Origin of the sequence: Bradyrhizobium sp. 521_C7_N1_3 (assembly GCF_052075975.1) — a bacterium.
GTDB lineage: Bacteria > Pseudomonadota > Alphaproteobacteria > Rhizobiales > Xanthobacteraceae > Bradyrhizobium > Bradyrhizobium japonicum.
In genome coordinates this window covers 2,901,586-2,924,092 of record NZ_CP197232.1, presented here as the reverse complement: position 1 = coordinate 2,924,092, position 22,507 = coordinate 2,901,586, and the positions used below count along the sequence as shown (strand labels likewise).

Below are 22,507 nucleotides of genomic sequence, written 5' to 3'. Positions count from 1 at the left end.
CTAACATAGCTTCACGCCGAATTGAGTGGAATTGAGCTGCGGCACTCCAGCAATGGGATAAGAGGCCGGAGCGAAACGAACTCTACGGCGCGGTGATCGCGCCCATAGCCAGTTAGTGAAATGGATGTCCACGCGAGACCTGCCGGAGACTCACTATACCCGGAGCGGGAATCGAAAATGGAAAGTATCTAGCCTCGCATATTCCGGGTGCCAAATTGGTCGCATACACAGATTGCAGCGATCATCTGATTTTCCCAGGCGACCGGCTACGCCTGTGCGGCGTATATCCAGTGGGGCTCGTGCCGAAGCAGAACTCGAGCGGGGGCAAGGACAAACTTGGCAGTATCAGCAAGCAAGTCGATCGCTATTTGCGCAGCCTGTTCACGACTGGCGCGCTCGCCGTGATCCGCTATGCCAGGATCCATGGCACCGATCATCGGCCTTGGCTCACTCGATGGTTGGCCCGGCGCCCCACCAAGGTTGCCGCTATCGCACTCGCCAACAAACTCGCCCGGATGGCTTGGGCGATGATGGCCAGGAACGAACGTTACAATGAACCCGCCGCTCTCGCGGCGTGAATGAGATCACACGGGGAAGCCCGGCGTGACGTAGTGGTTGGGAAGGCGAACAGCACGTAATGCAGTGCCGGTCGATCCGGCGATCAGGACAACCCACATGGGCCACGGCATCGTCGAATGCGAGGTATTGAGCGGGACCTGATCCGCGGAGGGCATTATGGCCAGCGGTCAATGAGTACCGCGCAAACAGGCCGAACACATGGCTGCTCCGACCACGCTGCAAAGTGAAGATTCTCCTTGCCAACCCGGAGCCGTCCACACATGGCCCATCGCTTCCGTTAACGCGGTGCAGCTACACGTCAGTTCATAGGGGCAGACCGGTAATTTGCCGAGCGCCAAGCCGACGCTTTTGACCCTAACCGGTCCTGTGCCCATCCGCCGCATGTGCCTGTATTGAACGTGACGATTGTCCAAACGTGATACCCTACGCATCGTCGTCCTCAAGCTACGATGAGGAACGAATGAAGCGGCGGGAGTTCATAGCGGGCACTGCGGTGGCGCTCATTTCGCCACGGCGTTCGCGAGCCCAAGGTACGCCTCGTCGCATCGGTTTCTTGGGCGGATTCCTAGATTCTCAGGGGCGCGATGCGTGGCGCAGCGGTTTGCGCGAAAAGGGCTAGACCGAGGGCAAGAACTCGCGGGAAACTCGTCACGACAATCGGTGAGGTATTTGCCGCAGATCACGCCGAGTTCCAGCATCTGCTTCGGCGTCAAATCGGGCCGGAATTGCGGCTCGAAATCGCGCCCGGCCGGCGCAGACAATACATAGCGGTAGCCTCTTTGCATCTTGTCACTGACGATGACAATGCGGCGGCGTCCGGCCTCCTGTTAGTTCAATAGCCAGATTGCGCCGTTCAGAACCGAAGCGAATGCCACCCACACCGCGTAAGGCGCGAACAGCAGAGATGCGATCTTATCCCATCGCCAGGTTATCATGATGAAGCCAACGATCGTCATCAGAAGCAGCACGATTACGCCAAGGGCGATATCGATGCGATGGCCTGAGAAGAATATGGGTGACCAAACGAAATTCAGAGCCAGTTGTCCCCACCATAGCTTCATCAGTAAGTTGTTGCGGCCCTCTCTCCAAACACGCCACCCAGCGATCGCGATGATAATATAAAGCGTGCTCCAAACCGGGGCAAAGATCCAGTTAGGCGGACTGAAAGGCGGCTTGCTTAGCGCCGCATACCATGCACCGGGGGCGGTCGCGAAACCGATGATAAGGCCGCCACCCAGAACGAGCGCAACAAACAAAAGTAAACTACCGAGTTCGGCCGCGCGCATTTTCATTTCGAATGGATCTTCGTCGCTGTTGTTTGGCAAAAGAATGTCAGTGGTTCTCTTGTCTCGGATGAGCAGTAGCGATCGCATCTCGTGGGGGGGGCCTTGTCGAGAAGGCGCCAGTCCGCTTTGGGGCAAGGCGGACCGGCGGTCGATCGGTTGAGGGATATGGCCGATCAGTTCTGGGGCGGCAGGATGACCTTGTCGATGACGTGAATCATTCCGTTCGAGGCCGGGATATCAGCCTTTACGACGGTAGCATCGTTGATCGTCACCTTGCCTCCTTTGGTCGTGACCTTCACCATTGCTCCGTTGACGGTCTTGGCCTGGTCCAGCTTAGTTACCTGCTCAGCTTTCACTGCGCCCGGCACCACGTGGTAGGTGAGGATGGCCGTGAGCTTCGCTTTGTTCTCGGGCTTCAGCAGGTTCTCCACCGTGCCGGCCGGCAACTTGGCAAATGCCTCGTCCGTCGGTGCGAACACCGTGAACGGTCCGGGACCTTTCAGGGTAGCAACTAGGTCGGCCGCCTTGAGCGCCGCCGCCAGCGTCTTGAACTGGCCGGCACCGACCGCCGTGTCGACAATGTCCTGATTGCTGGCGCGCGCGAAAGTGCTGCCGATCGCCAAACCTACCACGGCCATGACGATCGCGGCCTTCGACGCAATACCTACTCTGCTCATCTTTTAGCTCCTGTAACTTGCGGGGGCCGGCTTGGCGGCCCGCGTTCCGGTTTCGAGGGACGGGAGAAACGTGTTTTGCCTTACCCGTCTTGAATGGTAGTAAAACAAGTTTTCATCAAGGGCATATTATCGTGATATGCAAAGTAGTTTTCGTGAAAATAAAACTCACGTTCCATCCTTGAACTGGGATGAAATGAGACCGGAAGAGCCATGCTATCGGAGACTCTGATCACGGCCCTTAAGGGCTACGCCATCGGCCCAAAGATCCGCCGGCTGCGGCTGCGCAAAAAGCTGGGGCTGGTCCAGCTAAGCGAGCACACCGGTCTCTCGCCGGCGATGCTGTCGAAAATCGAACGCGGGCATCTGTTTCCGACGCTACCGACCTTGTTGCGGATCGCTTTAGTGTTCGGCGTCGGGCTCGATCACTTTTTCAGAGAGGACAGCGACCGGCCGGTACATGCGGTCGTGCGCAAGGCGGACCGCATTCGTCTTCCGGAGAAGGCCGGACGGACTTCGCCCGCTTACTGCTTCGAGTCGCTCGACTATCCGGTCAGCGACCGCAAGCTCAACGGCTATTACGTCGAGTTTGTGAAGGAAGACGAGCAGTCGGAGCCTCACGAGCATCCAGGCGCGGAAATCATCTACGTTTTGGATGGCGAACTTGTGGTGAACCTGGAGGGAGAGGACTTCACGCTGGGCCAAGGCGATTCGATGTATTTCGATTGCGCTCATCCGCACACTTACCGCCGTAAAGGGTCGTTGCCGTGCGCGGCCATTATCGTCGTGACGCCGAAATCAGCTTCAATGTGACCGGGATCGCAAGACAATCCCCGACGAACAGGAACTATCCCCTGCTCGCGAGCGCTAGCCGAAACGATTATCCGCTAGTTTGCTCCGCACGTCCGGCGTTGGCCCATTGCTTCGTTGACGTGATGCAGCCACACGTCGGTTCATGGGAGTAGAGCGGAAGTTTGCCGCTCGCCGCCAGCGACGTTTTTGACTCTAAGACGACATATCCTGTCCTCAAGGAATTCGTGTTTTCCTGTTGCTTCTTTTGCGATCTGATTAAAAAAGCGGGAGGCAGCTTGTTTCACCCACGTTCATGCGTGGTCGCGAGACGATTGAAGCCATTTGCGGGGGGATTTCTTTCAGATGACGCGCTGCTACTTCGACCTGAAAGACGCCCAGAGGTTTTCACTGATCAGGAAGGGGCTGAACTACCCAACCCACAGTCCGCAGAACTCGAAGCTGCCCGCGACTACGCCCACAGCCGAACAACGCGATCTAGCAATTGCGGTCCGGGGCGAGAAACGGGCCGCTATTCCACGTAAAAAGGCTCGTGAAAGGCGCCGGCTACACTGTGCCGGACTGGCCAGTCTAAAAAGAAAAAAGCCGCCAGAAGCGGCTAGTTTTTGGTCTTCTTTCTTCTGCTTATTTCTTTAGGGCGTCAGCGGCGTCCCGCGCTGCGTCCTTCACGTCTCCCACTGCGTTGTGTGCAGATCCCTTGGCCTTATCAATCTTGCCTTCGGCTTCCAAGTCCTTGTCGCCGCTGAGCTTGCCGGCACCTTCTTTGATGGCGCCTTTCGCCTTGTCGGCAGCGCCCTTCACATGTTCGCGGTCCATGATCGTATCCTTTGCTATTGGAAGGATAAACAACGAAAGCGTTGCGCAGTGGTTCCTCCAGCGGACGCTGCCACGTTCCACAAGGTGAAGGTGGATCCGTCGATATCCATGAACCGCCCCCTTGTGGCGAGTTATCGCGCTCCGCCTTCTTGGCAAGCTGCCGATTCGCCATAGCGCCAGCAGAATGGCTGATCCGGCAGCTACCGTAAGCGCTGGATGTCGGTAGCCCAGGGCCGCCCGCCACAGACCAGCGGTAGCGAAAACGCGACTTCGGTCTCGGGCCATGTGAAAACGTCGAATGGTCTGCACGATGCCCCACGCAATTGAAAAGTCTGGCTTAGAACGATGACGAGGAAACTTCCTTCCGACAGGGCAAGTATTTCGAGCTTGGCCGGCTATGCCGACGACGTGGCCGAAATTGGCGGAGAGCTGGGCCTTGAGGCGGTACTGTCGCTCCCTTCATGCAGGTTCGCCGCCAAACCCGTCTAGATGGCCCGACGGCTTCGACTAGTTACCATACCGTTCGACACGGGCCAGCATGCGAAGAGCCTCCGGCCTAAGGAGGCCGTGCGTATCCGAGATGATGCCGATCGTGAAGGTCATTGAAGTGTCACGAGTAATCGGCAGGGTGCGCAGAGGACAGTGCTATCCCGGGCCTAAGAGCTAGAATCTCAATCGAGGGTACCGCTGCGGGGCGTGGTACTCCGGTGACGGGATGACCGGGCGCATCGTCTCGAGCGCCGTGAGCATAGGTCTGGAAGATCGCCAGCTAGACGTTTGTTGGTTGGAGTTGCTACCTAAAATCATCGCCGACATCGCAGAACGTACGATTGATCTCAGTTCATACGGAACTCCCACGATGCGGGGTTTGGAACGCCACATCACAAAGCCTGTTGTCTTTTCTCAAATGACCGTTGTGGTCGCCCCCCCTATTTTCTGGGAGCGTCAGATGAGCAAACGCAAACCGGCAACAGCGCCAAAGCGCGCCCGCAATCCGAAAATGGCCGCGCGGTCCCAACGGAACAAGCAGGCCATTGTTAGAAGCCCGAAAGAGAATTTTCTTCGCTCTGTTGCGGCAGTCTCGATTGAACCGCCTCTTAAGCTTCATGATGATCCCCAAACACGAGGTTCCTATCATTGAGCCTCGGGTGGATGCCTTACCGGATGACCTCAGTCAGAGAATGACGGATAGCGATCCAACGAAAGGCTTTGCTTTACCGACGGCAAACATGCAGGCGTATGAAGCGAAGCTGCTCGAGATAGCCCGGGCCGACGTGCAATTTGCTTTTGAGTTCGGCCTGAGACTTGCGACGATCAGGTCACCCACTGAATTTTTCGGCGTCATTACGGAGTTTACAAACAGACGGATCGATATGTTCGGACAGCGTTCGAAAGAATTGGCGGCATATCCGTTGTGGCGCATCGAGCCGCCCCGAGAGCTCACGGCTCTGCCGGGGCGATAACTGCACGCCGTACCCGCTGCGGCGAAGGATGGTCGCAAACGGGGATCACGCACGCGCCGATCACGGCTGCTTGCTTTCACGTCTGGGAGCGCTGCTCACAACGAGGGAGCGGAATCAGCATCTGCCATGGCCATTGGCCCTCAGCGGGCTCGCTGCCGCCGATTCGAAGTACCCCGCCATCGCGGAAATAGGTTGACCCCATGCCTACAACTGAAGCCGTGCTGCTGATCGTTTTGGCCGGACTGGTCGTTCTGACTCTCGGCAACATTGCGTTTCAGGTGGCAGCGGAGCGAAAGAATCCGCCGATTGGCGTCTTTATCGAGTGCGACGGAGTGCGCCTTCACTATATCGAACGGGGTGATGCCGCCGCGCCTTGCGTGGTCCTGTTTCACGGGAATGGGACCATGATTCAGGATCTCGTCCTAAGTGGTTTGGTCGACCGCCTGGCCCACCACTATCGCGTCGTTTGCTTCGACCGGCCAGGGTTCGGCTACAGCCACCGTCCGCGTACGCGCATCTGGACGGCCACAACCCAGGCTTCCTTGCTCGCGAAGGCTCTTGATCAGCTTGGAGTGCGCAATCCCGTGGTGCTCGGCCACTCCTGGGGAACGCTGGTGGCAATCGCGCTGGCGCTGCGAAGCGGTTATGCCGTGAGTGGGCTCATGCTTGTGTCCGGCTACTATTTTCCAACCTCTCGGATGGACCTTTGGTTCATGTCAGGTCCGGCACTGCCGCTGTTCGGGGATCTGATGCGCTACACTCTCTCGCCGATCATATCGTGGGCCATTATGCCGAATTGATGCGCACGCTGTTCGCGCCGCGTGCTATTCCGCCGGAATTCAAGAACGAATTTCCGATCTCTTTGGCTCTCCGGCCCAAGCAGTTGAGGGCGGCCGCCGAGGAGAGCGCGTTCCTAATTCCGGCTGCCGCGCAGTTGCAGCTTCAGTATCAGGGCATCCGGTGTCCCGTTATGATCCTGCATGGAAAGGGTGACCGGCTCATCGAGGCCGACCAGTCGCGCCGCCTGCACGAGGCGTTGCCGCGCTCCCTGCTACATCTGGTCGAGGATGCCGGTCACATGGTTACTTATGCAGATACGCCGGGAATAGCGGATGCCGTGGCGGCGCTGGCGCTCACCGGACCGGTGAGGACCGTATAGGCCAAGTGGCCCCTTAGCCGATTTTGATCGCGCCGGCCGATGCGGTTGCTCAGCAAAGGACGTCTATTGGCTGCTCAATCCGCAGCCCATGGCAAAACTGGACTGCAGAAAGGTTCGTTGCCGCAAGATTATTTATGACGGCATCACCGGTCGAATGGCGCGCCTTGTGACGCGTCGGTTCACCGGGAGGAGTGACCCAAGCATCCTTTGACTATAAAAAATGGATCTGTCCGCAGCGCGGGCATTTGAGAGGGATTGCAAGATCGGGGCAAGCTTTCAAAAACGACAGTCCAGTGCCCAAATCCGGTCGGTACAGCCTGCCCCGACAATAAGACAGTGGATGAAGCCCAAAGATTCGGGTCAGCCAATGAGTTGGTAATGAGAACCGTGGTGACCGTCTTAAAGATGCCGATGCGTGGTGGAAATCGGGGCCGAAGATGTCGAACACCCTCCGTGAGCGCTACGGACTCTACGGGCTTTGGACATGACCTTCCGTTTCGACTGGCGGTTTACCGCGATCCCAACACTAGCCGGAGCTTTTCTGCCAATTCATCTCTGCGGTAAGGCTTGGTCAACAATGGCAGGTTGTCTTCCACCACTTGGCTGTTTCCGGCTTCGCCGACATATCCTGACGTGAGCAATACCTTCAGTTCAGGCCTTAACGCTCGGGCTTCGGTCGCCAATTGCGCGCCATTCATGCCACCCGGCATCACAACATCCGAAAACATGATGTCGATGCGTTCCGGACCGTGTAAATGCTTGAGCGCCTCGCGCGCATCACGCGCGACGATCACTCTGTAGTGCAGTTCTTCTAGGCTTTCCACCGCCATGTCGAGCACTTGCTCGTCGTCCTCCACCAGCAGCACGGTTTCACCGGTCGTGGCCCGTCTCAAAGGCAATTGCGCCAACGAGGACGCTTGGTGGTCCGAGAGGCCTTCCTCGGATCGAGGGAGGAAAAGCTGGACGGTCGTGCCACGTCCTTTTTCCGATTCTATCGCAACGTACCCGCCTGCACTGCGGGTAAATCCATAGACTTGGGCCAGGCCAAGTCCCGAACCCTTGCCTATTTCCTTGGTCGTGAAAAATGGCTCGAACACGTGATCCAACGTTTCCCGATCTATCCCCGTTCCCTCGTCAGTAACGCTAATTTGCACATAGGCACCCGGGCTCACTCCCTTTCCAGCTACTGCCTCCGATCCGCAATGAACGTTCTTGCTGGCGATCGAGATGGCGCCACCTTGAGGCATAGCATCGCGCGCGTTCACGACGAGGTTCAAAATTGCAGATTCCAGCTGCGCAGCGTCTACGCGAATGGGATGAGCGCCCGGGTCGCAGTCGAACTTCAGAGTGATTGAATCTCCGACGGCGCGTTCGGCTAAACCCTTGAAATCGAGCAGCAGGCGATTTGGATTCAACGTTTCCGGGCGCAACATCTGGCGACGGGAGAATGCAAGAAGCTGTTGCGTGAGTTGCTCGCCGCGGCGGGCGGCAGTCATGGCCGCTTGTGCCAATCGTGCCACGCGTTCCGGCTGGTCCGGACGGCGGCCGATCATGTCGAGCCCGCCGACGATGACCGTCAGCAAATTGTTGAAATCGTGAGCAACGCCTCCGGTGAGTTGACCGATGGCTTCCATCCGCTGCGCCTGATGAAGCGCGGCTTCTGTTTGCTTGCGCTCTGTTATGTCCATTAGAATTCCAGCCAAGCGGAGTGGACGATTATCAGCGCCGTAACCCACGCGGCCCATGGCTGCAATCCATCTCACCTTGCCGTCGCGACGATTGATACGGCACTCGGTTTCGAAGCCTCCGCTTTGCGCGGCCTTGCTAAGGGCGGCTTCCACCATTTGCCGATCTTCATCAACCACGTGCGAGAGGAATTTGCGCGTGCTCCATGATGAAACCGGAGTTTCATATCCGAAGATCTGGTCGTGCCTTCCGCCGCGGCGAGCCGTATTGCGAATCAAATCGAAATCCCAGGACCCCATGCCTGCGGAATCCAATGCGAATGCCAACGTTTCACGCGCCTCGGTCAACTCGCCGGTGCGTTGTTCTACACGTTGTTCGAGCGTATCGTTGAGAGCGCCCAATTCCGTGGAGAAGCGCTTTTGCTCAGCCAGGAGGCTCTCAACCTGGTATTGTCGCCGGCGCGCGCGCAATGCGGATTGAGCGGCACTTGCGAGCGTTTCGATATTGATAGGCCGCTCAAGAAGTATAACGTTCCCGAGCCGGCGGAGCAGGTCGGAAGAACTTTTTGAACGGTGACCCGCCTGCTTGGTGGCCAGCGTTATAATTGGAAGATCGGACCATGGTGGTTGGCAAGCCAATCCGTCAAGCAGGTCATCGAGGCCAGCCCCAGCTAAAGACTCCTCAGTCAAAATGACCCCGCCGGCAGATTCGGTCGAAAGTCGGTCCTGAAGGGTTCGCAAGGAAGTGCAGATGCTCGATTTCACACCGTTTCGATTGAGAGCCTGACGGATGACTTCAGCGTCCCTTCCACGCGGCGCCAATATCAGCAGGGTCTCGTGCACGAACAGGTCCATTGACTATTTTGTCGACGATTTTAGCAGCGCTGTGTCGCCCTTGTAGGAGGGCAAGCCCGACAACACGCCTTCGAAGTCGCGTAGCGCTTCCCCAACCTCGAGACCGCCGGGGCCAAGCTTGAATTCCCTGATCGAGCGTTCGTGAGAACTCGTGCGACTCTTCACAACGGAAATGGCAGTGCGGACCTCTGCCTTCGCCTCAAAAAACCGGAAGAGCAAGATCGTGTCGCTCAGGTAGCTCAGATCGATTTCACTGCGCATGTCCCCAACCAGTCCATGCTGGCCAAGGATCAGCATGGTGGTGATGCCGGACTGATTGAGATAGTTGAGCAGTTCATGCATCTGCAAAAGGAGGAATTGCTCGCCTGGCATTGCCTGCAGGTAGGCGTTCAAACTGTCGATACAGACAAAAGACGAACCACTCTTTTCCACCGCAACTCTTGCTCGACTTGTGAACTCGCCGGGCGAAAGTTCGGCTGGATCTATCTGCTGAATGTCGAGAACTCCGCGCTCGATGTAAGAAGCGAGATCCATTCCGAGAGCTTTGCTTCGGACAAGTAGAGTTTTGATTCCTTCGTCGAATAGAAAGTACGTTGCCTTCTCGCCGCGATCGAGCGCTGCCCGGATACAAAACATCGCTGTCGTCGTTTTGCCGACACCTGAGGGGCCGCTCAAGAGTGTGTTGGTTCCCGGCATCAAACCACCGCCGAGCAAGTCATCGAGCTCGGCGTTGCCGGTAGACGCCGCCTTCGATGAAAATTCGGCGCCGTGCTCAGCCGCGACGAGTCTTGGGAATACTGTGAGGCCGCCGCGATCCAGAATGAAATCGTGATAACCGCCGCGGAACTTGATTCCACGCATTTTGACGACGCGAAGCCGTCGCCGCTCCGCGCCAAAGTCTCGCGCAGCCTGTTCAAGCGATATTACGCCATGAGCGATGCTGTGCAACTGAAGGTCGTTGGGATCCGAGGTTCGGTCGTCCAGCATGAGGACCGTGCAGTCGCGGCTGGCGAAAAATTGCTTTAATGCCAAAATCTGCCGACGATAGCGCAGCGGATTCTGCGCCAAAAGTCTCATCTCCGACAGACTGTCGAAGACGACGCGGGAGGGCCGCAGCTCTTCGACACGCTTCATCACCTCGCGGGCCGTTTCCCCCAATTCGACTTCCGATGGATGGAGTATGGTCTGCTCCCGCTCCGGATCGAGGTCTCCCTGGTTGACGAGCTCGAATAGCGAGAGCGGCTCCAAGGACCAGCCGTGTGTGGCGGCGACCGCACTGAGTTCTTCAGAAGTTTCCGAAAGGGTGATGTAGAGGCCCGCTTCGCCCCGGCGGGCCCCCTCCAGCAGGAACTGAAGCGAGAGCGTTGTTTTGCCGGTGCCTGGTGTTCCTTCAACCAGGTAAACCCGGTGCTTCGTAAGGCCACCCCCAAGAATATCATCTAGCCCGCTTATGCCGGTGGGGATGCGCGTTGGATCATCGGCCGAACTAATCACTGTTCGCCCCCTTTCTGAACCAAATGGAAACGCTGCAACGTTACGCAGGTTCCAGGCTTCCAACGCCATGGGACGATCGCCGTTAAAGGCCGGTTGTTCTCACGAGTGCTGCAATCTGCATTCTCGTTGGAACCAGCGTACCGCCCCGCCTGATGCCCTCGGAAGCGCTTCGCGCGGGCCACGAACACCGACGCCGACCGAGAGCGCTTCGTTCGCGACTGATAAGCTTTGCGGCCAAACCTGATCAGTGAGCGAACTGACTCCGTCTTGCTGCTTAAAGATGCCACACAAAAGCGGTCTTCCAGATCCAAAATGGAATAGGATCAAGACGACAGCAAATTGAGGCAGCAGTCCATGCCCGTGAGGCAGAGCGACTGTCATGATGCCGACTTCGGCACAATTTCATCGGCGCGTCGCATGCCGAGATTGAATTCGAGAAACTCGTCGAGGATCCCTGGCCTGCCGCCATGACCATCCGCTGGCATCGCGCAAACAAGTGAGCTGGTCGGAGATTGTGCCGAACCGTGTCATCACCGTCGGTCGCAACAGCGGCAATCGCGCGCTGATTGACAATGCGCTGGCTCGACACGGTCTGCAGCTCAACTGGTCCTACGATGTCGCTCACATCTCCGGTTCGCTTGGCTCGGTCGAAGCGGGGCTGGGCGTCGCCGTCCTGCCGAGGCTGGCGACCCCGGCCGCCGGCCATCCGATCATTCACACCATTCAGTTAGCCGAGCCGGAGGTATCGCGAACGATCGGAATCGTGCGCGGCACGGGTCGACGCTGTCCCCTCATGCCAGCCAATTTCTCAAGACGCTCCTCGAAGCATGGCGTTCGCCGTGTCGGTCATCGGTCAGAGCCGGTCGCGGCCCGATCCTGAGGCCACGACCGCCGACCTCACACAGCAAGGACGGTAGCGACTAGGACGCCAGAGAAGGAGACTGAAAAGCTCTCATGATCGTTTGCGAAGGCTTCCTGGCAAAAGCAAAGCAATATAAGTTTGCCGAACCCTCTACGCCCGGGGCCAGCCTGCGCTGGTCGTTGAGAGCAGCAGAAGAAATAACGCGCTATGCGCATCATATCTCGCAGCGGCACGTGTGCTTCGCGAACCCTGCATAACGATTGTTCCATTCGTTGAACATACGCGCCAGCGCCATCGCCGGCCCTTAGGCTGCAGAATGATCTCGAAAGTAGGAAATTCATGCGACACAGGATTATGCAACACAGTTCGAGCCCCGGAGATTGCCATCGGTTGCGTGAGCCGGAGCAGCACCAAAACAGCCGGAGATGAGCTGATCTACTGCGCCCAGGTCCACAGACAAATGTCGCTCAACCAACTGGCGCTCCGAAGCCGTTAGTTTGGTTCGGAGCAAGTGAAGATAACGTTCAATGTTGTCGTGGTGCACTCGAACCAGAGCAGCCGATTTCGCTCGGCTGGTCTTCTTGACAGAAGCACCCAACGCCTGACACTCGCGAACATCCGCTTCTCGTTCGGTTCTGTTCTTCAGATCCTCAATCATTGGGGTCCTTATCCTAAGATGCTAGGTCGATGTCCCGGAGGGGTGATTGGGCCCTGTAAGCCCGGCCGACGGTCGTCGGCTCGTCAGCCCGAAGTCACCTGGGGTAGCTGCCGCGCCCCGTTCCATTCGCGGCGCCACATTGACAACGACACTGCTTGTGACCTCCCTTCGCTGAAGCGTTAATTTCAACTCCTGTCCAACTCGCGCCAAGCCGACCTTCTTCGTAAATTCCTTGGTCGCGTCTTTGATATTGTCGGCAAAACCTTTCATGTTTTCAAGCATGTCGGCGAACTGCATCGATGCGCGTTCGCCGTTGCGGAGAATTGAGCGCTCAAATCGCTTGTCCCCTACCGCCGCGCGCCACCGCCTGTTGCACCACCTGCGGAAGGATTTTGTGCCACGACCACTCGTCATTCGCTTCTTGCGCCCCTTTTCCTTTCCCTTGAGCGCAGAGACAGCCGTAATCGGTTTGACGATGTGAACCTGCTTGGGAAACTCGGCTAGGATCTCTGTCGATTTTAGGATGTTTTTGAGGGCGTTTCCCTTCAACATCTCAAGATGCGCATAATCGGTCACGACCACGATGTGCTCCTTCGACGCGGCAAGCCAAGCACGGAGCGGATGCTTCGCTCCAAGATCTTGTGAGTCTTCCAGCATGTTCTTGTCGACGACGAAGCGCTTCATCAAACTTTTCCTTGTCCGCGACATCTTCATTGGATCAATGCACGCGAAAATTGCGTCCGCAATGCGTGGCGAGATCGCTTCCCCAGTACAATCCCCGCAGGTCACCGCGTGAAAATGGCTCCGAGGTGCCTTGGCGATAATCTGCGTGGGATGTCGCAGGCGAACACAACCGGCATGGTCGTCTCCCGCGGCATCACGAGTGATCGAAAATTCCTTCGATATTTCAGAGCATTGCGCTGCATTATCGAATAGTGCGAGCTGCGCTTACACTTCATTTGTTCTTTTTTTGTTCCTGTGATAATCTGCGCGTTATGGCTTCTAGGAGACCTCCCGCCGCCTTAGGTTGGCAGCCTCTGCGACAAGTCGTGGATTTGATTTGAACCCGCCGTTGTCGGCCGAGGCCTGAGTGACTGCACGATATTCCAAAGAGCTGGCAAACCTTCACGAGGTGTATGAGGCCGCAAACCTCATTGACGTCGCCCCGTTGAGGGCAGCGATTGAGGGCGCCGCCACACGCTCTGCCGTCATGCTGGGCTCAGGCGGATCCTATTCGGTGGCATCGTTTGCGGCCTACATCCACCAACTACGGACGGGTCGCTTAGCGAGCGCCTGTACACCGCTCGACTACATGACACTCCCGCTGCGCGATGCATCGGTGATGTGTTTCACCGCCAGCGGTCGTAACAAGGATATTTGCGCCGCCTTCGATGAAGCCGCACAGCGAGAAGCCAAACCCTTGGTCGGCCTCGTCATGCGGGAGCAATCGCCCCTTCATGATCTCGCAGCACGCTACACATACAGCCGAGTCGTCTCGGCGGCGTCTGACCTGTTCGAGGATGGCTTTCTGGCAGTTGCCTCCCTACTCGGCGCCTCAATTCTTCTTCTGAGAGCTTACCGGGATTTGGTCGGTGAGCGCGCGCCTCTTCCGGCGACCTTTAGCGCGTTCATGGAGAGCCGCGTGAGCGTTTCGCTCGATGAGCTTGTCGCGCATACCCTCCCGGCAGTGGCACGCGAAACAACGAGCGTCCTATGTTCCTCGGCCTTGCGCCCCGGTGCGGTCGACATTGAGTCGCGTTTTGTCGAAGCGGCTCTCGGCAACGTGCATGTCACGGATCTGCGCAATTTTGGGCATGGCCGGCACCATTGGTTCGCAAAGCGGCCTGAGACGACTGCTATTCTGGCGCTGATCGGCGACGATCAGGAGGCGCTTGCGACCCGGACACTCGAGCTCGTTCCAACCGAAGTGCCTCAGGCCCGCATCGATTTCAGGGGCCCGCGCGATGAGCAGGCGCTGGCCGGATTGGTTGTCAGCCTCCACCTTGCTGCGGCCGCCGGGCAGGTTCGGAAGATAGACCCGGCTAAGCCTGGCGTCCCCGAATTCGGACGTAAGCTCTATCATCTGGCTCCTGCGCGCAGGCGCCAAGCGCGCCGTGTGGATGTGACCGATGTTGCGGTATGGCGAAAGGAAATGGCTGGAGGTTTGCGCGGGTCTACGCAAATTGAGGAGCTGCGTGAATTTTGCAAGCGCGGCATCGATAAGATCAATCGGGCCAGCTTTGCAGGCGTGGTCTTCGATTATGATGGAACGCTGTGCGAACCGGATGCGCGTTTCAAGCCGCTGTCAACGGATGTCGCAAACAGCTTGAACAAGCTGCTCGGTGCTGGAGCACTTGTTGGGATCGCAACCGGACGCGGCGGCTCTGCCGCCGACGGCATCCGCGAAGCGATCAAAAAGACCTATTGGTCGAATGTTATTGTCGGGTTCTATAACGGCGCGATCGTTCAGCCCCTGTCAGACGGCCCTCCGAACAGCGGTGACCCGTCGCCTGCGGTACTCCGGCTCGAAAATATCCTGCGATCGACCCGCTATTTTTCGACCTGCTCGTTTCGGTCGAACACAAGCCAGATTGCGATATCTCTCCCTACTCTTGAGGAAGCGACCACCTCCGTTCGCGTCGCGGCCGCAATTATTGAGCAGTCAGGTGTGAAGGCGTCGGTTGCGTGCTCCAATCATTCGGTTGATGTCATTCTCAAAGGTGGCGGCAAGACGGCGGTCGTGCGGGCCATTCGGGAGCGCGCGCAATGTGACGCTAATTCCCCCGTGCTCCGATTGGGAGACAAGGGACGATGGCCGGGCAATGACTGCGAGCTACTTGACGACCCGTTTGGGTTGAGCGTCGATGAGGTGAGCGCGAGTGCCGAATCTTGCTGGGGATTGTCGCCACGCGGCTTCCTTGGCGTACAGGCGACCCTTTACTATCTAGATCGAATCGATTGGCACGGTGGAGCGGGTTGTATCCAGCTGGAATAGGAATTAACGGATGAGGGACGAGCTCGCAGAAGCTCTCCTGGCCAAGGTTATGGGCTGGACGGACGAAGAAAAGGCGCGGGAACGTCCGATCCTGCAGGACTTTGCACGCTATAAATACGACGAGTACCAGCAATATGCTCCTGGCCGGCGATTTATCGAGAGCCTCGCGCTCTGGCTGCGACAATTTGAGACCCTGGCCGAACGCAAGGTTGCGTACGATTTCTTCCGAAAGCGCCTGATCTTCATTTCCACCGCGGAAATCCGCCATCTCGTTGAGCTGGCTTTCCCCGTGGTCATCCAGCCGGGCTTAATCGCAAAAGCAGCAACCGCCCTGTCCGTCGATCCACAGCGATCCAAGTATGTGGTGTCGAGCCCTGTCTATACGCAGGTGCTGCGACAAACGCTGTTCCTGGGCTTGAGCGATGGCGCGCGGACCGACGTGTTTCGCAGGTCGCATCCGCAGATCAGCAACGAGCAGCTTTGGCATGCCTATGACATCTCGGATGAGAAGGCAGCCTCGATGCATAAGAAGCTGAAGAAGGCGCTGGAGCAGCAACTGGGACGTGAGCCGACCGAGGACGAATGTAAATTCCACACGCTTTGCCTGCTAGATGATTTTACCGCCAGCGGGACATCCTATATTCGCCTCGAGAATGGCCAATGGGACGGAAAGATACCGAAAATCTTGCAAAAGCTTTGCGAGGACAATGGCGCGCTGAGTAAGATTTTCGCCAAAGACGATATTGAAGTCGTCGTGTGCATCTATGTGGCAGCGCATCAGGCAATTGACCACATCCAGTCAGACCTGAAAGCATTCAACTTCCCGAAAGGGCGCGTGCGGCTGAAGGTCGTTCATGCGTTGCCGCAGGAGGCGCGCCTGCGATCGCCCGACGACGACAAGATCATCGCGCTTGCAATGGACGATCGATATTTTGACAAAGTGGTCGACGACGAACACGCTGACGTCGGCGGCACTTCTATGAGATTTGGCTACGCCGATTGCCGGCTGCCGCTGATTTTGCCTCATAATGCGCCGAACAACTCGCTCTATCTTCTGTGGGGAGAGTATGAACAGACTTTCACCGGGCTGTTTCCCCGGGTGAGCCGGCATAAGCGAGGAGGCTGAATGCGAAATCCGTTTCGTCTCCGGGCTTCCAAACGCTCGGTGCATGATGAGCAGTTCGTTCGGCTGTTTGCAGCTGGTGCGCTGGATCTGTTGAACGATGTCGATGATCCCTGGTCGGGTGTCGTGTTTTTGCGCAGCGCGCCTGGCGGCGGCAAGACGACGCTACTTCGGCTCCTGACGCCCGGTCCCTTGCGCAAGGTCTTCCGGATGCAGGACGACCAGGACATTCGGCCGACACGCGACGCCCTTTTCAAGGCCGGTGCAATAACGGCCGACGGCCCTGCAATTTTGGGAGTCGTGATCGGCTTCACCAACGAATACCGTGACCTCGAAGAAATTGGCGAAACCGGCGCGAGAGCGACGGCCGTCTTCCGCGCGCTCGTGAATGCACGAATCGTGCTTGCGACGCTGCGCGCGGCGCTTGAGCGTTCGGAAAAAGCTTATCCAGACGACCTCGGACAAATTCATTCGGTATGGCAACCAGTCGACGGCGCCACCCTGCCCGCCAACGCAACTGGCAGCGACTTGCACAAATGGGCATCGCATATTGAAGAAGGCGTCTTCGATATTCTCGACGACCTCGGTGGCGAGAACAAGTCGGTCCCACGCGCGGCCTCCGGACTTGAAGCGCTGCATTGGCTGGCGACCGCGACCCTCACGGATGCGTCGGGGCCGATCAATCAAAAGCGCGTTTTGCTGCTGGACGATCTGCAGTTCCTCAGCGACGATCAAAGCAACTGGCTACGCGAGAGTCTGACGAATGCTCGCCTGTCGTGCGGCATATGGATCGCCGAGCGGCTTGAAGCGTTGCCGGCAGAAGACTTGCTTGCCGAAGGCGCCCTTGAAGATCGGGACTATGACGGCGAGATCCGGCTTGAACGACGCTGGCGCAAGCGAAGTGTCGCTTACGTCAAATTTGTCGATCAGATCGCCGACCTGCGGGCGCGCGATGCCGACGGTTTTCAGGGACGTGCGTTCTTCCCAGCACTTGCAGAGGAGCTCGACTCTCCATCCTGGGATGCGGTGTTCGATGCCCAAAGTGGAGCGATTGAAAAACGCCTGGTTCTGCGGGTCGGCCATCAGCAGCGCTATGAACAATGGATGGCGCAACGCCGGGCGGTTCCGGGAAGTCCTCGAGATCGAGCGCTTGGCTGGCGCGAGCTTGAGATTCTCATTGAGCGCGATCTCGGCAAATCACAGCGGACGTTCGATTTCGATGCGCTGACCGAGCAAGATCTTGACGACAAGGAAAACGCCGGGGTGAAGTCGGCTGCTGAGCTTTTCCTCTCGCGCGAAGCGAAAGCGCCGATCTATTTCGGTCGGCAAAAGCTTGCATCGCTGTCGTCTTCGAACGTCGATCAATTCGTCGAGTTGGCCGGCGATCTCTTCGAAGAGCTTGCTGCCAAAACGGCCGTTCGGCGCGGTGCTGACTCGGTGCTGAGCGCCGAGCGACAGCATCAAATTCTGAAACGCGCGGCTGAACGGCGCTGGGACGGTATTCCACGACGTGTTCCGCGCGGGTATGAAGCGCGGCGTTTCCTCGAGGCTGTTGGTGCATTCTGTGAGGGCCAGACCTACCGTCCGTCCGCACCTTATCCGCCAGGCGTGACTGGCTTTGGAATTACGATGCAAGACCGCGCCCGCCTCATCGACGGAAGCCGGGACTCGGTCGCATTCGCCGAGTTACGGACCATGCTCGCAGCGCTTGTGTCGCAAAATTTGCTTGAGCCCAATCTGGATCACAAGAACAAGGGCGAGAGCCTGATCGTGTTCTATCTCAACCGGGTTCTTTGCGCCCATTTTGACCTTCCCCTTGGCTATGGCGGCTGGCGCAAGAAAAGCCTCAAGGACTTATCCGATTGGCTCGCGCATGGGCGTTCGGCGGTGACGGAGAAGTCGCTTGTCTAAAATCAAACGGACAATGCGGTGGGATCCGTATCAACTCTACGCGGGTAGTGAATTCGACAGGTTCTGGACCAAGCATCTAGCGGATGGATCCCGCAAGCTCCTCTTCATCGTAGGACGCGGATTTGACGCGCGCGCGGCGGTGGTCCCGCAGCGCATTCTTGGGCGCGGGAAGGTTGCAGCGTTGCATGGATGGGTGCTCCACTATCAAAATGGCCAACCGAACAGTGCGCAAGCACAGCAGCGTATCCATGCCAATGCTGCTGCGTTCCATCAGATCTTCGGCAGTGGGCTGACCGAGATCGACGTCCACATGCGAGGGGCAGGCAACAGTCACGCAACGTCTCGCAACACGCGTAGGGCCGTGACGCGTCGGGATGAGCTTGTGCAATATACGGATGTGATCGTCGACATTAGCGCGATGCCGCGCACAATCGGATTGACGGCCATTGCTCAACTCATCGCACTGCTTGATGAGTTCGCGTTCAGAGGCGGCCCGTCAATTAATCTCCATGTCGTCGTCGCGGAGAGCGTCGTTGCAGACAAGCGCCTCACGGCGGGGAGCTTGAGTGATACTGTGACATCCCTGTCTGGCTTCTCAGGCCAGTTGACCGCGGAAAGCACGATCAACCTTCCTCGCGTCTGGTTCCCCGTCCTGGGCGAAGGGCAGAGCGCCCGGCTAGAGCGCATTCGCGATGAGCTGGATCCGGACGAAATCTGCCCGACCATCCCTTTTCCAAGCCGCGACCCGCGACGCGGCGACCGGTTGATCGAGGAGTACAGGCAGCTGCTCTTCGACGATTTCCGTGTCGAGCCCGCCAATGTCCTCTACGCCTCCGAGTACAACCCGTTCGAGGCCTATCGCCAGATTTATAGTGCGATCGATCGCTACCGGGACTCGTTGAGCGACCTTGGTGGATGTAAGGTTTACGTCTCGCCGTTATCGAGCAAACTGCTGTCAGTCGGGGCGCTGCTGGCCTGCTATGATCACAAGGGCGACAGCGCCGGGCCCGACCGGGTGAATGTCGGCATTCCCTACGTCGAATCGGTTAGTTACGGCGAGCCGATTGATGCCGTGGACCCCGGCATTGACGTGTATTCGCTTTGGATACGTGGAGATTGGGAAAAATGACACGCGTCGACCTGAGACTGAAACCCGCCTCCCGTCATCCCATCTGTGTCGGTGCCGGCTTCGTCGCGGCTGACATCGTGGAAGGCAGGACCGAAGAGTTTGTGGCAGCGGGAGGATCGTGCGGCAATGTGTTGGCGATCCTGGCCTGGCTAGGCTGGAAGAGCTACCCCGTGGCGCGCCTTGGTCGTGATTGGGCAGCCACCGTGATCCGAAAGGAATTCAAAAGCATCGATGTCGAAGACGACTTCCTGTCCGACGAAAAAGCCGTACAGACCCCAATCGTGATCCAGCGGTTCGTGGAAGATAAAGCGGGCAAGCGCGTCCATCGGTTTTCTCTTGCCTGTCCGGAATGCGGTGGTTGGCTGCCTCGCTTTCGCGCTTCCACACTGCAACAGGCCACCGAAGTGACAGAATCTGCAATCGCCCCGAAGGCGTTCTACATGGACCGGCTCTCGCCAGCTGCGCTGAAGCTTGCGGGGTGGGCAAAAGACAATGGTGCTCTGGTTGTCTTCGAGCCGTCGTCCATCGGGGACGAACGGCAATTTCAAAAAGCCGTCGATCTTTGCCACATCTTGAAATTTTCCCATGACCGTCTCGGTCATATGCGCGACCTGCGTGAGGCGCAGCAGCCGAAGGTCATTGTGGAAACACTCGCTGAAGAAGGCTTGAGGGTCAGGTGGCGCGGCCACTGGGGTGAGCTGCCTGCCTTTAAGACGCCCGCTTTTGTCGACGGCGCCGGCGCCGGCGACTGGACTAGTGCAGGTCTTTTGCACCAGCTGGGTACACAAGGCGTTAAGGTGTTCGAAACGCTGCAAAAGCCGCGGTTACTTTCGGCTTTGCGGTTTGGACAGGCGCTTGCCGCAGTCAATTGCGGATATGAAGGCGCGCGCGGCGTCATGATGGCAATGACGCGCGATCAGCTGGCCAAACGTTTGACGGCGCTTGCGAGCCGAAAGGCCGAAGCCTCAGACGACCTTCAAGACACGACGCCTCATGAGAGCGACATTCCAACACGCCTGTGCGCAACCTGCGCCTCCGACGAAAAGGGCGCACCAAAGCACAAAAAGGCCGCGAGCGGTTAGACGTCTTCTTGCTAGGGCGGACGCCGCGCGGGACTACGGCCGCGACACGGCCGCTAGGTGGTCATCGCCCCATCCGGAGTATTCTGATTGCGTCGGCGCCCAAAAGCATAACATGAACTTCTGGAAAGGCCCCTCCAAGTTCCATGTCCGATTCAGCGATCGAAGATGATCTTGGTTTCGTCCCAGCACCTGGCACAGAGCGCCTGTGGCTGATCGAGCTCGCATTCTGGCGACCATCGACACTCACGGATGACGAGATGGAAGCGTTGTTCCGCGACCGCGACGGGCGTTGGAGCCAGCAAACCAAGCGGGCGATGCTCAACCATGGTGCGAAGGGATTAGATCTCAATCAAAACTGGGCGCTGGTGCCACGCGGCTGGTCGTGTCCGGTATGCCGCCGCAGCAAGCTTGATATTTTTCGCCTTTCAAGCCGCGGCATCCTGCTCGCCAATCTGGAAGAGCATCATGATCACCTACGCGACTATGTTGGACGCCGCGGGCGGGCACTCTTTGGAGATCATTGGGCAGTAGATTTGCCGCTTGGATGCGCCGAGATTTCCGACACTTTGGAGCATCTGGTGTCAAGTTTTTCAACCGAGCTCCTCTGCTCTGAATGCAACGCCGCAGACGGCAAGGCCAAATTGCTATTGAAGGGTGTGATTCCGCCTTACTTCAGTTTCTCTCCGGCAGAGATCCGCACCTTTATCGTTCCTCAGGCGAATGCAGACCACCGGATCGATCAAGACAAGGTAAAGGCCACCTGGCGTGCAGGTGAGGCGTCCCTCACAGCGCGTGTCGCATTGATCGATCAAATGCTGCACATGATCCATTCCGGCGCGCTTCACCGCGAACGGGTTACGTCAGGATCCCGAGTGCTGCTGAACCAGCTTGACCAGCAGCATCAGCTCTACCAGGCCTTCCGGCAAGAGTCGGATCACGACCAGCGTGGGCGCGAGCTCATGTTGATGACCACTGAATTTCTGGCGCGCTCTGTCCAGAAGGATTCGCCTGTTCTGGCGCCGCGCGCCAAGGCCGCCGCCTCCCCGGCAACGGCTCCGAGTGCGGCGGAGTTTGCCTCGTATCATGATGTGGTGTCGCCAAGGCGATGGCGCGAAACCGATAATGTCTGGTCGTGCCCGATCTGCGAGCGAACCAAGCGCGATGTCGTCCGACGGTCAGGCAACCGCAAATGGACGGGCGGTATCCGAGATCTCATCGAGCCTCTCGAGGAACAAGATGCTGTCGCGGTTGAGCACAGGCGTCGCGCCCTTCCGGGTTTTCCGCACGCATTTGTCATAAAGGGATCGCGGTCGTGCCGCATATGTTCAGACTGCGCGGATATCACACATCAACTGAAATCCAGACGGCGTGATCTGACGGACGTATATTTGTCCGCAGATGATTTGCGATCTTGTCTAATGGCTGCCACGCCAAACGCACCGCACGACGTCGACTGGGAGGAAGCCGCACGCCGGGCAAAGGCCAACACGATCATTGGGCCGGCGTGGGATGCGTTCTGGAAACACCGCGCACTCGCCTCGCGGTTGGGCAACACGTTCAGGATTTACACCCGCTGTCTCGGCAAACAAAGGGGACTCGAAGCGGCCGTCGACGAGCTGATATCGATCTCGCAAATCGACGATCAAGCCGAAGCCACTCGGCTGATGCACTGGCTGCTCCAGGAGAACATCCGCCTCTGCGAAGAAGATGAAAACGCGAGGACGGAGCGTCGGGGTGAGAAGCCTGCGCAGGACAGCTGATGTTGCATGGAAGCGTTTTTTTAGATCGTCACGTTATTGCGCCTGCTTTGCGCGTTTCAACCGCTCTTAAGGGTGGCTTGAGAATTCGTCAATACCGCATTGCAACAACGCCAACTACAGTTAGCCCACACGCTGATAAGACCACCTACCGGCCCGGATTATCGGA

The 22,507-nt window shown here is 58.0% G+C and carries 20 protein-coding genes; 13 read left to right on the top strand and 7 right to left on the bottom strand.

Going from position 1 to position 22,507, the window contains the following annotated elements; all coding sequences use genetic code 11:
• Positions 1-215 precede the first annotated feature (215 nt).
• The gene (locus AB7008_RS13245) at positions 216-578 is read left to right on the top strand and encodes a transposase (RefSeq protein ID WP_158332867.1); all 363 of its coding nucleotides are present in this window, start codon (positions 216-218) and stop codon (positions 576-578) included.
• 828 nt (positions 579-1,406) lie between these two features.
• Here AB7008_RS13245 and AB7008_RS13240 read toward each other — a convergent pair.
• Complete coding sequence (locus AB7008_RS13240; RefSeq protein WP_080704069.1) at positions 1,407-1,871, bottom strand: TspO/MBR family protein; 465 nt, start codon at positions 1,869-1,871, stop codon at positions 1,407-1,409.
• 167 nt (positions 1,872-2,038) lie between these two features.
• Entirely contained in the window at positions 2,039-2,542 is a 504-nt protein-coding gene (locus AB7008_RS13235; protein WP_080703814.1) for a fasciclin domain-containing protein, read from the bottom strand.
• A 210-nt stretch (positions 2,543-2,752) separates the two neighbouring features.
• Here AB7008_RS13235 and AB7008_RS13230 point away from each other — a divergent pair, with 210 nt between their 5' ends.
• Entirely contained in the window at positions 2,753-3,352 is a 600-nt protein-coding gene (locus AB7008_RS13230; protein WP_039146657.1) for a helix-turn-helix domain-containing protein, read from the top strand.
• A 621-nt stretch (positions 3,353-3,973) separates the two neighbouring features.
• Here AB7008_RS13230 and AB7008_RS13225 read toward each other — a convergent pair.
• Positions 3,974-4,165, bottom strand: a complete 192-nt coding sequence (locus AB7008_RS13225; protein ID WP_039146654.1) for a CsbD family protein — start codon at positions 4,163-4,165, stop codon at positions 3,974-3,976.
• A 715-nt stretch (positions 4,166-4,880) separates the two neighbouring features.
• On the opposite strand from AB7008_RS13225, the gene AB7008_RS13220 reads away from it, so the two are divergent.
• The 4 genes from AB7008_RS13220 (at position 4,881) to AB7008_RS13205 (ending at position 6,787) form a co-directional block, all read left to right on the top strand.
• Entirely contained in the window at positions 4,881-5,306 is a 426-nt protein-coding gene (locus AB7008_RS13220; RefSeq protein ID WP_232208697.1) for a hypothetical protein, read from the top strand.
• 40 nt (positions 5,307-5,346) lie between these two features.
• Positions 5,347-5,628 (top strand): hypothetical protein, encoded by a 282-nt coding sequence (locus AB7008_RS13215; RefSeq protein WP_232208696.1) that lies wholly within the window; start codon positions 5,347-5,349, stop codon positions 5,626-5,628.
• A 200-nt stretch (positions 5,629-5,828) separates the two neighbouring features.
• Positions 5,829-6,428 (top strand): alpha/beta fold hydrolase, encoded by a 600-nt coding sequence (locus AB7008_RS13210; protein WP_232208695.1) that lies wholly within the window; start codon positions 5,829-5,831, stop codon positions 6,426-6,428.
• A complete protein-coding gene (locus AB7008_RS13205) occupies positions 6,407-6,787 on the top strand; it encodes an alpha/beta fold hydrolase (RefSeq protein WP_232208694.1) in 381 nt (126 codons plus the stop codon). Before AB7008_RS13210 ends, AB7008_RS13205 begins: the two co-directional genes overlap by 22 nt.
• Positions 6,788-7,296: 509 nt before the next feature.
• Here the strand turns inward: AB7008_RS13205 and AB7008_RS13200 are convergent.
• Positions 7,297-9,327, bottom strand: a complete 2,031-nt coding sequence (locus tag AB7008_RS13200) for an ATP-binding protein (RefSeq protein WP_039146651.1) — start codon at positions 9,325-9,327, stop codon at positions 7,297-7,299.
• Positions 9,328-9,330: 3 nt separating this feature from the next.
• A complete protein-coding gene (locus AB7008_RS13195) occupies positions 9,331-10,890 on the bottom strand; it encodes an ATPase domain-containing protein (RefSeq protein ID WP_080703813.1) in 1,560 nt (519 codons plus the stop codon).
• Positions 10,891-11,317: 427 nt separating this feature from the next.
• Here AB7008_RS13195 and AB7008_RS13190 point away from each other — a divergent pair, with 427 nt between their 5' ends.
• On the top strand, positions 11,318-11,701 hold the full coding sequence (locus tag AB7008_RS13190) for a LysR substrate-binding domain-containing protein (RefSeq protein WP_232208693.1): 384 nt from the start codon (positions 11,318-11,320) through the stop codon (positions 11,699-11,701).
• Positions 11,702-12,035: 334 nt separating this feature from the next.
• On the opposite strand, the gene AB7008_RS13185 is transcribed toward AB7008_RS13190, so the two are convergent.
• Both AB7008_RS13185 and AB7008_RS13180 read right to left on the bottom strand, forming a co-directional pair.
• The gene (locus tag AB7008_RS13185) at positions 12,036-12,341 is read right to left on the bottom strand and encodes a hypothetical protein (RefSeq protein WP_148311892.1); all 306 of its coding nucleotides are present in this window, start codon (positions 12,339-12,341) and stop codon (positions 12,036-12,038) included.
• 21 nt (positions 12,342-12,362) lie between these two features.
• Positions 12,363-13,025, bottom strand: a complete 663-nt coding sequence (locus AB7008_RS13180; RefSeq protein WP_441258933.1) for a hypothetical protein — start codon at positions 13,023-13,025, stop codon at positions 12,363-12,365.
• 406 nt (positions 13,026-13,431) lie between these two features.
• Between AB7008_RS13180 and AB7008_RS13175 the strand changes: the two genes are divergently transcribed.
• The 6 genes from AB7008_RS13175 to AB7008_RS13150 all read left to right on the top strand — a co-directional run bounded on the left by AB7008_RS13175 (position 13,432) and on the right by AB7008_RS13150 (position 22,341).
• On the top strand, positions 13,432-15,336 hold the full coding sequence (locus AB7008_RS13175) for an HAD hydrolase family protein (protein WP_039146643.1): 1,905 nt from the start codon (positions 13,432-13,434) through the stop codon (positions 15,334-15,336).
• A 10-nt stretch (positions 15,337-15,346) separates the two neighbouring features.
• Positions 15,347-16,462, top strand: a complete 1,116-nt coding sequence (locus AB7008_RS13170; protein WP_039146642.1) for a phosphoribosyltransferase-like protein — start codon at positions 15,347-15,349, stop codon at positions 16,460-16,462.
• The gene (locus tag AB7008_RS13165) at positions 16,463-18,370 is read left to right on the top strand and encodes an ORC-CDC6 family AAA ATPase (protein ID WP_039146639.1); all 1,908 of its coding nucleotides are present in this window, start codon (positions 16,463-16,465) and stop codon (positions 18,368-18,370) included.
• Positions 18,363-19,499 (top strand): hypothetical protein, encoded by a 1,137-nt coding sequence (locus tag AB7008_RS13160; RefSeq protein ID WP_148311890.1) that lies wholly within the window; start codon positions 18,363-18,365, stop codon positions 19,497-19,499. Before AB7008_RS13165 ends, AB7008_RS13160 begins: the two co-directional genes overlap by 8 nt.
• Positions 19,496-20,581 carry a PfkB family carbohydrate kinase gene (locus tag AB7008_RS13155; protein WP_039146632.1) on the top strand — a complete coding sequence of 362 codons (1,086 nt, stop codon included), beginning with the start codon at positions 19,496-19,498 and terminating at the stop codon, positions 20,579-20,581. The genes AB7008_RS13160 and AB7008_RS13155 overlap by 4 nt, the downstream gene beginning before the upstream one ends.
• Positions 20,582-20,724: 143 nt before the next feature.
• A complete protein-coding gene (locus AB7008_RS13150) occupies positions 20,725-22,341 on the top strand; it encodes a hypothetical protein (RefSeq protein ID WP_148311889.1) in 1,617 nt (538 codons plus the stop codon).
• The last annotated feature ends 166 nt before the right edge of the window (positions 22,342-22,507 follow it).

Bases quoted from the DNA above. Each gene is read 5' to 3' on its own strand.
- AB7008_RS13240 (WP_080704069.1), bottom strand. From the start codon at position 1,871: ATGAAAATGCGCGCGGCCGAACTCGGTAGTTTACTTTTGTTTGTTGCG.
- AB7008_RS13235 (WP_080703814.1), bottom strand. From the start codon at position 2,542: ATGAGCAGAGTAGGTATTGCGTCGAAGGCCGCGATCGTCATGGCCGTG.
- AB7008_RS13230 (WP_039146657.1), top strand. From the start codon at position 2,753: ATGCTATCGGAGACTCTGATCACGGCCCTTAAGGGCTACGCCATCGGC.
- AB7008_RS13225 (WP_039146654.1), bottom strand. From the start codon at position 4,165: ATGGACCGCGAACATGTGAAGGGCGCTGCCGACAAGGCGAAAGGCGCC.
- AB7008_RS13220 (WP_232208697.1), top strand. From the start codon at position 4,881: ATGACCGGGCGCATCGTCTCGAGCGCCGTGAGCATAGGTCTGGAAGAT.
- AB7008_RS13215 (WP_232208696.1), top strand. From the start codon at position 5,347: ATGACGGATAGCGATCCAACGAAAGGCTTTGCTTTACCGACGGCAAAC.
- AB7008_RS13210 (WP_232208695.1), top strand. From the start codon at position 5,829: ATGCCTACAACTGAAGCCGTGCTGCTGATCGTTTTGGCCGGACTGGTC.
- AB7008_RS13200 (WP_039146651.1), bottom strand. From the start codon at position 9,327: ATGGACCTGTTCGTGCACGAGACCCTGCTGATATTGGCGCCGCGTGGA.
- AB7008_RS13195 (WP_080703813.1), bottom strand. From the start codon at position 10,890: ATGGCGTTGGAAGCCTGGAACCTGCGTAACGTTGCAGCGTTTCCATTT.
- AB7008_RS13185 (WP_148311892.1), bottom strand. From the start codon at position 12,341: ATGATTGAGGATCTGAAGAACAGAACCGAACGAGAAGCGGATGTTCGC.
- AB7008_RS13180 (WP_441258933.1), bottom strand. From the start codon at position 13,025: ATGAAGCGCTTCGTCGTCGACAAGAACATGCTGGAAGACTCACAAGAT.
- AB7008_RS13170 (WP_039146642.1), top strand. From the start codon at position 15,347: ATGAGGGACGAGCTCGCAGAAGCTCTCCTGGCCAAGGTTATGGGCTGG.
- AB7008_RS13165 (WP_039146639.1), top strand. From the start codon at position 16,463: ATGCGAAATCCGTTTCGTCTCCGGGCTTCCAAACGCTCGGTGCATGAT.
- AB7008_RS13155 (WP_039146632.1), top strand. From the start codon at position 19,496: ATGACACGCGTCGACCTGAGACTGAAACCCGCCTCCCGTCATCCCATC.
- AB7008_RS13150 (WP_148311889.1), top strand. From the start codon at position 20,725: ATGTCCGATTCAGCGATCGAAGATGATCTTGGTTTCGTCCCAGCACCT.